General features: G+C 54.9%; 10 protein-coding genes. 8 read left to right on the forward strand and 2 right to left on the reverse strand.

Annotated features, from left to right (window positions below):
* Positions 1 to 98: 98 nt before the first annotated feature.
* The 8 genes from ACFSW8_RS10100 to ACFSW8_RS10135 all read left to right on the forward strand — a co-directional run bounded on the left by ACFSW8_RS10100 (position 99) and on the right by ACFSW8_RS10135 (position 11,308).
* Positions 99 to 839 carry a PEP-CTERM sorting domain-containing protein gene (locus tag ACFSW8_RS10100; RefSeq protein WP_377088503.1) on the forward strand — a complete coding sequence of 247 codons (741 nt, stop codon included), beginning with the start codon at positions 99 to 101 and terminating at the stop codon, positions 837 to 839.
* A 111-nt stretch (positions 840 to 950) separates the two neighbouring features.
* Positions 951 to 1,784, forward strand: a complete 834-nt coding sequence (locus tag ACFSW8_RS10105) for a PEP-CTERM sorting domain-containing protein (RefSeq protein WP_377088502.1) — start codon at positions 951 to 953, stop codon at positions 1,782 to 1,784.
* Positions 1,785 to 1,974: 190 nt separating this feature from the next.
* Positions 1,975 to 2,655: a PEP-CTERM sorting domain-containing protein gene (locus ACFSW8_RS10110; protein WP_377088500.1), complete on the forward strand. Its 681-nt coding sequence runs from the start codon at positions 1,975 to 1,977 to the stop codon at positions 2,653 to 2,655.
* Positions 2,656 to 2,713: 58 nt separating this feature from the next.
* On the forward strand, positions 2,714 to 6,115 hold the full coding sequence (locus tag ACFSW8_RS10115; RefSeq protein WP_377088499.1) for a sulfatase-like hydrolase/transferase: 3,402 nt from the start codon (positions 2,714 to 2,716) through the stop codon (positions 6,113 to 6,115).
* A gap of 12 nt (positions 6,116 to 6,127) precedes the next feature.
* Entirely contained in the window at positions 6,128 to 6,676 is a 549-nt protein-coding gene (locus tag ACFSW8_RS10120) for a sigma-70 family RNA polymerase sigma factor (RefSeq protein ID WP_377088497.1), read from the forward strand.
* A complete protein-coding gene (locus ACFSW8_RS10125) occupies positions 6,673 to 8,163 on the forward strand; it encodes a LamG-like jellyroll fold domain-containing protein (protein ID WP_377088496.1) in 1,491 nt (496 codons plus the stop codon). Before ACFSW8_RS10120 ends, ACFSW8_RS10125 begins: the two co-directional genes overlap by 4 nt.
* Positions 8,164 to 8,279: 116 nt before the next feature.
* On the forward strand, positions 8,280 to 9,644 hold the full coding sequence (locus tag ACFSW8_RS10130) for an arylsulfatase (protein ID WP_377088495.1): 1,365 nt from the start codon (positions 8,280 to 8,282) through the stop codon (positions 9,642 to 9,644).
* Positions 9,645 to 9,739: 95 nt separating this feature from the next.
* Positions 9,740 to 11,308 carry a phospholipase D family protein gene (locus tag ACFSW8_RS10135; RefSeq protein ID WP_377088493.1) on the forward strand — a complete coding sequence of 523 codons (1,569 nt, stop codon included), beginning with the start codon at positions 9,740 to 9,742 and terminating at the stop codon, positions 11,306 to 11,308.
* A 48-nt stretch (positions 11,309 to 11,356) separates the two neighbouring features.
* On the opposite strand, the gene ACFSW8_RS10140 is transcribed toward ACFSW8_RS10135, so the two are convergent.
* On the reverse strand, positions 11,357 to 11,809 hold the full coding sequence (locus ACFSW8_RS10140; RefSeq protein ID WP_377088491.1) for a GAF domain-containing protein: 453 nt from the start codon (positions 11,807 to 11,809) through the stop codon (positions 11,357 to 11,359).
* 430 nt (positions 11,810 to 12,239) lie between these two features.
* Entirely contained in the window at positions 12,240 to 12,995 is a 756-nt protein-coding gene (locus ACFSW8_RS10145) for a hypothetical protein (protein ID WP_377088488.1), read from the reverse strand.
* Positions 12,996 to 13,068: the final 73 nt, after the last annotated feature.

The following is a 13,068-nucleotide window of genomic DNA, read 5'->3' on the forward strand; positions in this document are numbered from 1 at the left end:
ACTAAAAAAATCACCCATTTTTTTGTAATACTCGCTGGCCCGCGTGCATTGGAGCTATGAGCAGAGATTCTTTTCCTGCTCACTCAATACATAGCACAATGAAAAAACTCCTCACGCTCACTTGTATCGTGGCCCTCAGCCACAGCTCCCAGGCCGCCATCACAAACCTTGAACTCGGACTCAGCCGCGCCGATAGCGGCTCCAGATCCTTCACCAACTTGGGCAGCCTCATCAATACCGGCGAAACCACCTCTGACGGCGGCAACCCACAAAGTAGTGTCTACCAAATCTCCGGTCTCACACTCGATAGTGTCGGTACCGCAGATGACTCCATCACCCTCACTCTCACACTCACTGGTACCGGATCCGCCGCCATCGCTGGCCATGGCGCCTCCTTTTCCTACTGGGGAGTCAATGACGGAAGCGGCTCCGCCAGCCTCGTCGATGAAGATGAATCACTTGCGTTCGCCATCGGCCCCATCAGTGTCAACCTCGGTGCCGGCGCCGTCGAAACTGCACAAGCCACCTTCCTTGGATTCAAAGGCTTCGGCGCCCTCAATGTAGCCACCGGAGAAACCTTCGACATCACTGGTACCACCAACAACAATGCCACCAATGTCGATGCCAAAGGCCTCCCCAACGACACCTCTGACACTAACGTCGAACTCTATAATTTCAGTGGCTACGAACAAGGTTTCACCATCGCAGCCAACTCAGGTGCCATGCGCTACGGCCGAGTCCTCACCGATATCCGTATCGAAACCACCGCCATCCCTGAGCCTAGCTCCTGCGCCCTGCTCAGCCTCGCTGGACTCACCCTCCTCCGCCGCAAACGGTAAAATGCAGGTTTCTCAGATTTTTTTGTTAACAATCACAAAATCTCTGCCCTGTACCATTGGCAGCCTCCGCCTCCCCCATAGACATGGCTCCCATATACCCCATACAAACACATGAAATTACCACACATCATTACCCCCGCTTGCGCACTATTAGCCTGCGCTCCGCTCTCCCACGCCGCACTCGTCTGGACCGGAGCAGGTGACGGCATCTCCGCCTTCCAAGAAGCGAACTGGCTCGATGACAACGGCCTCGTGCCAAGCGCCGGCACTATCAATGGCGGCACCCCAATCTCCGCCGCCACGGGCGGACTCATCGAGATCTCCAGCGGCTCAGGCTCTCCTAGCAACTACTCTCCAGCCTTCACCCTCGCCACAGATTCAGGTGACGACCTCACCGTAAGCGGTGGCAAAACGCTCGGTGGTGCCGGCCTAATCGGTGGCGGCGCTGGCTCCACCCTCACCGTGAGCAATGGCGCCTCACTCCTCACCGGAGCGATCAGCGCCTTTACCGAATTCAACTTCTCAAATGCCACTGTAGACCTCACAGGAAGCAATGGTATCAATAGCGCCAATGGTGCCGCCACCATGCTCATCAGCGCCGGTAGCTCCTTAATCACCCAATTCATCGCAAACTCTGGAAATACCACCAATATCACCGTCGACGGCCTCAGCTCACTCGAAATCCTCGGCACGGGTAATGGTATCAACAATGCCAAGGTGAACCTCCTCACCGGAGCCACCCTCACCCTCGCAAGCGAGGCCGAACTCGATGAACAAATCGGACAAAACGATATCTTCGTTAACAACACACTCGTCACCCTCGCGAACCGTGACACCCTACTCACAGTCACCGGCGGTCAGGCCATCGCCGTCCCAGAACCCACTACCACCTCACTTCTCGGACTCGCAGGTATCACCCTCATCCTCCGACGTCGCAAAGGCTAATGAGGTATCCTGCCAATTGGGCTGAGCGACGGCACTCCAGCCTCCATACTGAGCCCCATATCTCCAGCACCCACGCCCAACTCTGCGGCATGGGTGCTTTTTCTTTGTTAACAATCGCTCCACCCCCGTCCTGTAAAAGTGAATGCACCCCATATCGAGCCCCGGGTGCGCAGCAATACACAAATCAACTATGAAAATGAAACTCCTCGGCCTCGCCCTTCTTGGCGCCACCGCCACTGCATCACAAGCCGCCCTCATCACTGGAACCAACTTCGACTCCAGAACGCTCTCCGGCAACGAAATGCAAGACCTCGTCTGGACCACAGATGACCCCAATGGTGCCCAAGTCACCACCGATACCACCATCGTTACCAACGCAGCCAACTTCCTCAATTCCGGCGGTGGTGGCAGTGCCACCCAGTTCACTCCAAACCAAAACCTCCACAGCGGAGCTGGGTTCTGGACTGCCACCTTCGACATCACCGTCGCTGCTGGCTTCGTCGCTGACCTCACCGACATCAGCTTCGTCTACGATACCCTCAACTCATCCGGTGGATTCCAAAATGGCGGTCAAATCCGTGAAGTCCTCTTCGACATCACAATCAACGGCAATGCCTATGGCTCCCAACAAGGTGGAGACACTGACGGCGTCCTCCGCAACACCCCTGCCACATTCACCGAAAACCTCCAGCTCGCCGCCGGCACCCACACCATCGTGATCACCGCCGATGGCTCCGGCCTTGGGGTATTCGGCAGCATCGATGACCTCGCCATCAATGGCTCCGTCAATACAGCCTCAATACCCGAGCCAAGTATCTCCGCCCTCCTCGGACTCGGTGGCATGGCACTCATCATCAGACGTCGCAAATAAGACTCACTCGCCCCCTCATCCTAACCATTTCCCAGGATGAGGGGGACCTTCCACCTCCATGACTCTCTCTCGCTCCATCATTCTCACTGCGCTCAGCTTGCTCACCTTGCTGCAGGCTGCCCCTAACGTCATTGTCGTCCTCACTGATGACCTCGGCTTCGGCGACATCTATGACCTACACCAACATAAGCGCGACAACGGAGCCGGCGGCGGTGTCCCCGGTGACCGTATCATCAATGGGAGCGAAGAAGCCTTTATTAACACCCCCTACCTCGATCGCATGATCGCGGAAGGCGCCAAACTCACCCGCCACTACACCAGCGCTCCCGTCTGCGCCCCCGCCCGAGGATCACTGATCCAAGGACGCGACCAAGGCCACGCCAATATCCGTAACAATTCCTTCGATAAAGTCATCTCCGACAACCACACCCTCGGGACCGTACTCCAACAAGCCGGATACTTCACTGCCTCCGTCGGCAAATGGGGCGTCGGTGGCAATGGGCCCAGTGGCGCCGGACTCCCTAACAAACGTGGCTTCGACTACTTCTACGGCTACATCAGACACATCCATGGCCACCAACATTATCCCGGCAATGGCGGCACCGTCTACGAAGCTTCAGGCATTGGAACTACCCCCACCGCCATCAAAAGCGGCCTCGACCACGCCTACACCACCGACCTCTGGACCGCAAAAACCAAACAAATCATCCAAGACCGCCACAACTTCAATACCGCAAACCCAAACTCCGCCAAACCCTTCTTTATCTACCTCGCCTACGATGCCCCGCACGCTCAACTCCAAGTCCCAACCCAAGCCTACCCATCCGGCCTAGGCACCTCCGGCGGACTCACCTGGCCACTCAATACCAACTCCGGCACGAACGATTCCTGGATCCACCCAGACTACCTCTCGCTCGGTAACGCCGCAGCGCGCCACGCCACCATGGTCCGCCGCATCGATACCTGCATGGGCGACATCCTCCAAACTCTGCGCGACCTCAATATCGACGACAACACCCTCGTCATCTTCACCTCAGATAATGGCACCCATAATGAAAGCGGTTCCGGTGGTTCAGTAGCCCACAACCCACGTAACTTCGATTCCTTCGGCGAACTCGAAGGCATCAAGCGCGACCACTGGGAAGGCGGCATCCGTATGCCCACCTTCGCCTGGTGGCCCACCCAAATTGGCGACAACAATCCTGCCACCCCAGGCTATAACTCCACCCGCCCCTCCGCATTCTGGGACTGGTTGCCCACACTCGTCGATGCCGCAGGCCTCACTCCTCCCGCCTTCACCAATGGTGTCTCGCTCCTCCCTGAACTCACCGGCCAAGGAGCCCAAGCCGACAAAGGCTACCTCTACTTCGAATACTCCGTGGGTGGATCCACCCCTAACTACAGCGAGTTCCCTAACCACGGCGGCACAGCACGAGGTGAAATGCAATCCATCTTCCTCGACCACTCCGACGGCAAGCGCTACAAAGGTATCCGCACCAATGTCTCCTCCCACTCAAAAGACTTTGCTATCTACGATGTCGATGCCGACCCAAATGAATCCTCGAACCTCGCTAGCAGCTTGCCCGAGCTCCAACAAAAAATGAAGGACCGCGTTCTCCAAGTTCGCATCGATGGCGACTATAACCGAAGCTACCTTAGCACTACCCAAACGCCACCAGCCTCCCCACCCACTGTCATCAATGGACTCGACTTCAAAACCTTCTCCGGCTCCTGGCCATGGGTCCCCGAAACCACGCTCCTCGCCCCCGCTACCTCCGGCACCACTTCTAACCCAGACCTCAGCGTCCGTGACCAAGACTCTAACTTCGCCATCGAGTTCACTGGCTTCCTCACCATCCCTACCGACGGCACTTATACCTTCTACATGACTGCCGACACCACCGTCTCTAACAATCAGTCTGGAGCCATGCTCTGGCTCCACGATGCCAACCTCATAGACGACGACTACAACCATAACAGCTCCACCCGCTCAGCATCCATGCGCCTCAAAGCCGGCCTCCACCCCATCCGCATCCTCTACAAACACAGCACCGGAACCCACGATCTCAAGCTCGAATACTCTGGCCCTAACATCGCCCGCCAAACCATCCCTAACTCTGCATACTTCAGAGCCGGATCTCCCCCTGCTGAACCCCAAGCTCAGGATGACCATGCAACCACCACGGGTACCACTCCCGTCGACATCCCCGTCCTCAACAACGATAGCGATGACGGAGCCCCCGGCCCACTCAACATCCTCAGCCTCACCCAACCCCAGTTCGGATCAGCCACTATCAACGGCAACCAAATCACCTACACTGCCAACGCGAACCAATTTGGTACCGACCACCTCAGCTACACTATCACCGATGGCGAATACACCGCTACCGCCCACATCACCATCAATGTCCAAGTCCCCATCTCTAACCTCTGGATCCCACTCGACGAAACCACCGGCAACTCAGTCAGTGAAGCCGGCGGCACCCCCATCGGTATCCACTCCGGATTCTCGAACAGCGAGGCCTCCCACGTCATCGGCAAACATGGCCACGCTCTCTCCTTCGATGGCGTAGATGATCAAATCAACCTCTCTAACATAACACTGCCTACCGGCTCCAGCCCCCGCACCCTGAGTGCCTGGATCAAAACCTCCGCCACCACCGGAGTCGAAAACCAAGTCATCTTCGGCTACGGCCAAAACTCTAACGGTCAACGCTTCAGCTTCCGCCTCGATGGCACCACGACCCAACGCCTCCGCCTCGAAGTACAAGGCGGCTTCATCGTCGGCACCACGCCCCTCAACGACGGCCAGTGGCACCACGTCGCCGTCGTCATCGATGACTTCGATACCAACGGCTCTACCAACGTCAACGAGGCGCACCTCTACGTGGACGGCCTGCGTGAAACCATCTCAAGCTCCGGCTCTCAAACCATCAATACCTCTGCCGCAGGCTCTCCAACCATCGCCGCCTCATCCCACGCCAATGGCTACAACTTCACAGGTAGCATCGATGACATCCGCAGCCACCACTCCGCTCTCACTACCTCAGAAATCACCCAACTCTATAACGCCCAAAACCAACCAGAAGCCAGCTGGGCATTCCGCCACTTCGGCACCACAAACGTAGATTGGTCAGCCGATACCGACTCTGACTCCCACTCACTCCTCGAGGAATTTGCCTTCGGCGGCTCACCCCACGCCCCCGCCCCACTCACCCAGCAAAGTGCCATCACCAGCTCCAAACTAACCTTCCACTTCACCCAACGCGCCCCAGGCACCCACAATCTCCAATACCACTCAGAGGCCACCACCAACCTCATCGACTGGAACATCCCCACCACCATCACCAATACCGTCACACACCCCACACTCGGACCACCCTACCAACAAATCACCGTCGAATCGAACCTCGACACCAACACCACTCCCCGCCAATTTATTAGGGTACGAATCGAATAACCTCCTCCCACAATGTTAGGCAATTCCAACGATGCTACTGAACTCGCTCAATTCGTGAGCCAACTCACCGACCACCAGTCGGTGATTCGTGGTTATATCCGCACCCTTATTCCTAACGCCTCAGACATCCGAGATGTCCTCCAAAATACTAACATCGCCCTCTGGGAACGCAGAAGCGAATTTAAAACCGGCACCAACTTCAAAGCCTGGGCATTCACCATCGCACGCTACCGCGCACTCGAACACCGCCGCGCCATGCGCAAAGACAAAGACCTCGTCTTCGATGATGAACTCATCGACCTGCTCAGCTCACCCAGCACAGACTTCTCAGCCGCACAACACGAACGCAAACAAGTCGCTCTCGATTCCTGCCTCCAACAACTCAAAGACAAAGACCGTAACCTCATCCACGCACGCTACTTCCAAAACGCAAACCTCGAAGAATACGCCAAAATCGATGGCCGTAGCTATGGCTCCATCCGCGTCATCCTCAACCGACTCCGCATCACCCTGCGCAACTGCGTCGATGCCAAAACTTCAGCTACCAATTCACCCGCATGAACCCAGATGACTCACAACTCGATTCCCTCATCCTGGACCTGCTAGATGGCTCCATCTCCCCTAGCGATCACGTAACCCTCCAACAAACTCTCAAGTCAGACCCTGCCGCGCGCACCAGATACCAACAACTCACAGAAATCCATAACCTCCTCGAGATCGAAGCCGAACACCAACACCCCACTCTCAAGGCCGAGGTCCTCCCCATGGAGAAAATTGTCTCGCGCCAACGCTGGCGCTTTGCCAAACGCTCACTCATCGCCGCTGCAGCCCTCATCCTCATCTCAGCCCTCGTCCTCCAAGTCACCCTCCTCGACCGCCCAATCCCACAGTCCGCAGAAACCAAATTCGCAGACTACACGAGCTTTAAAATCACCCAACCCGCGAATTCCAAAATTCCTCCTAACAGCACACAGATGGAGCCCGGATCCAAACTGGAAATCCACCAAGGCTCCGCCGAAATCACCTTCTCTTCAGGAGTCAAAGCCATCGTCCAAGCCCCCGCCAAACTCACCCTCGATCAACAACTCCACGTCGAACTCGAGTCCGGTATCGCTTGGTTCCAAGTCCCACCCGAAGCCGTCGGATTCACCGTCACTTCCTCCCAGATAAAAGTCGTCGACCTCGGTACCCAATTCGGCGTCCTCGCCCAACCTAACACGATGCACGAAGTCCACGTCTTCAAAGGCAAAGTCAAAGCCCAGTGCCTCTACGGAAATAAACAAACCACCACCCTCACCGACGGCCACGCCAAACGCACCAACGTCACCGGTAACCTCCTCGACACCCCACTCAACCACCACGCCTTCCTCGATTCCCTCCCTGACGGACTCACCTACCTGCGCTGGCAACTCGATGGTTCCCCCACTCCCGCTACCGAAGGCAATATCTCACGCAGCCAAACCATCACTTCCAAAATCACCGGCAAAACTAAAAAAATCATGAGCCCACACGGCTCCGCTACCCACTTCTCCCCTAACGGTGGCCACATGCTCACCAACTGGCCAGGTATCGGCGCCGACCGACCACGTACCATCTCCGCCTGGATCAAAATCCCCCCACACACACCCAAACACGATAACGCCATCGCCGAATGGGGCATCACCACACCCAATGCCGACACCACCAAATGGCGCGTCAACATCAACCCAGCTTCTAACAAACGAGGCGCACTCCGTACCGAGTTTGGCCAAGGCTACGTCATCGGCACCACCGACCTCAGAGATGGAAAATGGCACCACATCACCTCCGTCTACGATGGCTCAGGATACGGTAGCCGCGATACCATCAAACTCTATGTCAATGGTAAACCTGAACCTATCAGCCAGGCCAAACCTAACATTATCCGCACGAACCTCAGCAGCGCCCACTCCACCACATGTCGCGTCGGTAAAAACTTCCACGGCGCCATCAAGGACCTCTACATCTTCAGCGGTGTCCTCCCCCCCGAAGCCATCGCCAAGCAAGCCACCCAACACCTGCCGAACTAACGCAGAACTCCAGCAGGCTCCCAGCTGCGCCACTTCTCTCTCTCCCAAAATCACCATTTCTCTCTTCTGAAGTGCGATTTGGTATAATACCCCCCACCCTCGAACCATCTAGTAGTATGCAGAATCTTCTTTCCCTAGGCCTCACCCTCACTCTCGCCTCCAGTCTCCTTGCTGCCGACAAACCCAATATCGTCTACATCATCGTCGACGATCTCGGCATCGGCGACCTCTCCTGCTACGGCCAAAAGAACTTCCAAACCCCTCACATCGACTCCCTCGCCAAAGAGGGGATGCTCTTCTCTGCCCACTACTCCGGCAGCACCGTCTGCGCCCCAGCCCGCAGCTCCCTCATGACCGGCCAAGACCAAGGCCATACCTACATCCGCGGCAACGGTGCACACGAACTCCGAAAATCCGATACCACCTTCGCACACCTCCTTAAACAAGCTGGCTACACCACAGGCATGGTCGGCAAATCCTGCGTCACCGGAAATACGAAAAACCCACAGGCCCCACATAACTCCGGCTTCGACTACTTCTACGGCACCCTCAGCCACGTCACCGCCCACCACCACTGGCCCACCCACATCTTCGAACAAGGAAAGAAAAAAGCCATCCCTGGCAACAAAACCAAGTCCGGCACCGTCTACATCCAAGATCGCTACACCGAAAAAGGTCTCGAGTTCATCGAAGCCAATAAACAAAAACCCTTCGCCCTCCTCCTCTCCTACAGCGCCCCCCACGCTGACATCGACGTCCCCATGGACTCCGTCACCCCCTTCCTCGGAAAATTCGACCCCGAAGTGCGCTACAAAGGCGGACACTACAAAGCCTGCAACCATGTCAAAGCCACCTACGCGGGCATGGTCACCAGACTCGATAAACACGTCGGATCCATCCTCGCGAAACTTAAAGAACTCGATCTCGATGAAAATACCATCGTCAGCTTCACCAGCGATAACGGCCCCACCAAAGCCGGCGGCTACCACTGGGACTTCCATAACTCCAATGGCAAACTCCGCGGCGGCAAACGCGACCTCTATGAAGGCGGCATCCGCGTCCCCTTCCTCGTCCGCTGGCCCGCCAAAATCAAACCCGCTTCCATCACCCACCATCCCTCAGCATTCTGGGATGTCCTCCCCACCTTCTGCGACATCGCTCAAGTCACCCCACCTAAAAATATCCAAGGTATCTCCTTCCTTCCCACCCTCACCGGATCCACACAGCCCGCCCATCCCTACCTCTACTGGGAATTCCATGAAAAAGGCGGAAAAGTCGCACTCCGAAAAGATCATTGGAAAATCGTCCGCCTCAATATGCACGCAAAGTCACCTTCCCCATACGAACTCTACAACCTCATTGAGGACCCATCAGAGACATCTAACATTGCTGAAAAGCACCCCGAAAAACTACAAGAGCTCACCACACTCCTCGAAAACCACCGCCAAAAAAGTCCCATCAAAAAATGGAACTTCCGCTAATCAGCCATCAGCCATCAGCCATCAGCCATCAGCCATCAGCCATCAACAATCACCCTTCACCTCTCACCACAAAAGGGGTATAGCTTAGCCAAAGCATGCCCATCAAACTTCCACGCCATCTCTTCGTAAAATCCATCCTCGCGCTCATGCTCGTCTTCATGGGCTTCTACCTCAGCACCACCTGTACCAAACTCCCTAACGACTTCCCTAAAACACGCAGCCTCGCATTCCCCCAACCAGAACAAACAAAAGTCGGCGGCATCTTCGCACGTAAATCCGAAGAAAATAACCACCTCTCAGGCTTCGCCGTCATCCCCACCAGCCGCGAAGCCTTCACCAATAGAGTCGGACTCGCCGAGTTCGCTGAAAAAACCATCGATGTCCAATACTACATCTGGAACAACGATACAGTCGGTAACCTCCTTGCCGAACGCCTCATCCGCGCCGCCGAACGTGGCGTCCGAGTCCGCTTCCTCGTCGATGACCTTAACTTCCAACATCGCGATAGCCTAGCCGCTGGCCTATCAGCCCACCCTAACATTGAGGTACGTATCTTTAACCCCGCCATGCATCGCTCCATCCGCGCCCTCGAAATGGCTGCCAGCTTCAGCCGGCTCAATAAACGGATGCATAACAAAATCATGATCATGGACAATGCCTGCGCCATCATCGGTGGTCGCAACATTGCCGATGACTACTTCGGCCTCCACCCCAAAGCCAATAAACGCGACCTCGATATCGCCGCCGCCGGCCCCATCGTCAAAGAAATCTCAAACACCTTCGATGAATTCTGGAACAGCATCGGCGCCGTCCCCATCGAAGCCCTCGCACCGCCCACAGACGCCAAAGCTCAACTCGCAGACTCCATCGCCAAAGTCCGCCACAAACTTAGCTCCTCTAACTACCCCTACCCGCTCGACTCCGACATCGCCACCCTCCGCTCCAACATCGAAAAAATCAGCAACTCCATGGTCTGGGCACACGGCGAAGTCCTCTACGATAATATCAACTCCATGCTCCACGCCGACAATGCGGTCACCGTCAACAGCCGCCTCCTCGAAGTCGTCAATGCCACCGAAAAGGAACTCCTCATCGAATCAGCCTACTTCATCCTTCGTGATAAAGGTCTCAAGGTCGCACAAGCCCTCCGCGCTATAGGTGTCAACATACGCGTGCTCACAAACTCACTCGCATCTAACGATGTCGTCGCCGCTCAGTCCGGCTACGCCCACAAAGCAGATAACCTCCTCAAAGCCGGCGTCACCATCTACGAACTCAGACCAGATGCCGCTTGCGTCAACGCCGACACCTCACCACTCGGAAAACACGCCAGCACCAGCCTCCATACCAAAACCCTCGTGATCGACCGAACATTCGCCTTCGTCGGCAGCTATAACCTCGACCCCCGGTCCGCAGATATCAATTCCGAAATCGGCATCCTCGTCGAGAGCCCAGCATTCGCCCAAGCCATCGCCACCTTCCTCGACCAAGGCGTCCAACCAGAAAATGCCTACAAACTTAGCCTCGACCGCTGGAACCGTATCCTCTGGAAAACCACCGTCGATGGCCAAGAAAAAACCTGGACCCATAGCCCAAACACGAACTTCTGGCAACGCCTCCAGGCCGAAACCCTCGGACTCCTCCCCATCGAAGACCAACTCTAACCTCTGGTCATTCAAGCTCGTGTACTACCAGAGCCCCTCATGCACTCATCACATCGAGCCACCAAGCCAGTCCGCTACCCGATTCAAGGCTGCGACCTCCTCGTCATTGAAATCGTATGGCTCGAACTTCCCAATCCCCAGAGTCCCCACCAATACACCTCCCTTGAGGATCGGTACCGCTACCGAACCCGCCACCTCAGTCTTCTTCGCATCCGGCCGCGCCACCCCCGTGTCATCCGTCTGCAAATTACAAATCTGTACCGCCTCCCCTTGCTCCGCTGCCGCCCCAGCAATCCCCTTACCAATCGGTATTGCAGCCACTTTATCTAATAAAACATCTGGGATCCCTACCTGCGCTTGCATCTCTAACAAACCTGACTCCCCCCCCAGCACATGCAATGTACCAGTCGTACACCCAAAAGCCCCCAAAACCTCCTCCAGCACTCCCTGAGCCACTCCGACCTCTCCAGCCACCAAACGATCAATTCTTTCTAAATCCATACCCACCCTATACAACACCCCACCCCCACACGCCACGCAAATCTCCCACACCCCCACACTCCCACACTCCCACACTCCCACACTCCCACACTCCCACACTCCCACACTCCCACACTCCCACACTCCCACACTCCCACACTCCCACACTCCCACACTCCCACACTTCTAACTCCTCACTTCTAACTCCTCACTTCTAACTCCTCACTTCTAAAATCCCAACGGAATTATTCTCCCAGCCCAAGGTTGAGCCTATGGCGAAAACCTTGGGCCACACACACACCACCCATCACAACGCCAACGACGTTGCGGCACCTCCTCTCGGAGTGCGTGTAGCTCGCTACCGCTCTCACGGATCGCTGAAGCTTGCTTCAGGAGGAGCGGAGCGAAGTCATCTATAGCAAAACGGTCAATGGGTGGCAGGGTTGTGGGTTTATTTAGGTTGAGCTATTGTCGTATCATCAAATTCACGATAAGGAATTGAATTCATACGTACTGGTACTGTCTTCAAAAGGGTAATGAATAGTTTTATACTTTTAAGCATTTCATATTTGCCATCTGGATTTGATAAGTCCTCGTCACCCCTATAAAATAAGTCGATGACTTTCACCTTTTCATCATCAAAAAATTCCATAGTGTATAGAGTAGATCCAAAATCTAAACTAGACAATCTTAGATCATAATCTAATTCATACATCATTTTCATGTCTTCATTCTTACAAAGACTTAAAATCTCGTCATAATGACCCTTCTTAAGGATAAAAGTTTTTCTTAAAATATGTCGTACTCCCTTTTTAAGGGAATACAAATCAACAGTCATGTTATGTTTCTCTTGTTGGCTGTATATTTTATAAATCGAAAAAAAATCATTCTTCGACTTCACTATCCGAACCTTTAAGTGGGAAGCTTTGGCGGATTTCGAGTCATGTGCCACCTCACCACTGTATTTCAAGTATTTAGCTGAAAGCATCGAGCGGTTATCTGTTATGTACAATTTCCCATGTACATCATTGATCGAGACATCTCGAGCTTCACGCTCCTCAACTCCTGAAAATGGGTCATTACTAGACTCACCCCCTAAAGCACTAAATTGACATAAAAAAAGAAGGGTGACACTAATGGGTTTAAATTTCATATTGAACAGCATTTTGATGTTAAAATCATAATAACAATTATCCTCAACTACCATGATTATGAGACAGACAAGAATGGCACGGACTTAAGCGGTTTTTCGGTGTTTTAAAGTAGTCAGGAAAAGTCGG

The sequence above is a fragment of the Rubritalea tangerina genome (assembly GCF_042683245.1).
Lineage (GTDB): Bacteria > Verrucomicrobiota > Verrucomicrobiia > Verrucomicrobiales > Akkermansiaceae > Rubritalea > Rubritalea tangerina.

Excerpts from the sequence above, each read along its gene's own strand:
- ACFSW8_RS10120 (WP_377088497.1), top strand. The coding sequence starts at position 6,128 with ATGTTAGGCAATTCCAACGATGCTACTGAACTCGCTCAATTCGTGAGC.
- ACFSW8_RS10105 (WP_377088502.1), top strand. The coding sequence starts at position 951 with ATGAAATTACCACACATCATTACCCCCGCTTGCGCACTATTAGCCTGC.
- ACFSW8_RS10110 (WP_377088500.1), top strand. The coding sequence starts at position 1,975 with ATGAAAATGAAACTCCTCGGCCTCGCCCTTCTTGGCGCCACCGCCACT.
- ACFSW8_RS10135 (WP_377088493.1), top strand. The coding sequence starts at position 9,740 with ATGCCCATCAAACTTCCACGCCATCTCTTCGTAAAATCCATCCTCGCG.
- ACFSW8_RS10115 (WP_377088499.1), top strand. The coding sequence starts at position 2,714 with ATGACTCTCTCTCGCTCCATCATTCTCACTGCGCTCAGCTTGCTCACC.
- ACFSW8_RS10100 (WP_377088503.1), top strand. The coding sequence starts at position 99 with ATGAAAAAACTCCTCACGCTCACTTGTATCGTGGCCCTCAGCCACAGC.
- ACFSW8_RS10145 (WP_377088488.1), bottom strand. The coding sequence starts at position 12,995 with ATGGTAGTTGAGGATAATTGTTATTATGATTTTAACATCAAAATGCTG.
- ACFSW8_RS10140 (WP_377088491.1), bottom strand. The coding sequence starts at position 11,809 with ATGGATTTAGAAAGAATTGATCGTTTGGTGGCTGGAGAGGTCGGAGTG.
- ACFSW8_RS10130 (WP_377088495.1), top strand. The coding sequence starts at position 8,280 with ATGCAGAATCTTCTTTCCCTAGGCCTCACCCTCACTCTCGCCTCCAGT.
- ACFSW8_RS10125 (WP_377088496.1), top strand. The coding sequence starts at position 6,673 with ATGAACCCAGATGACTCACAACTCGATTCCCTCATCCTGGACCTGCTA.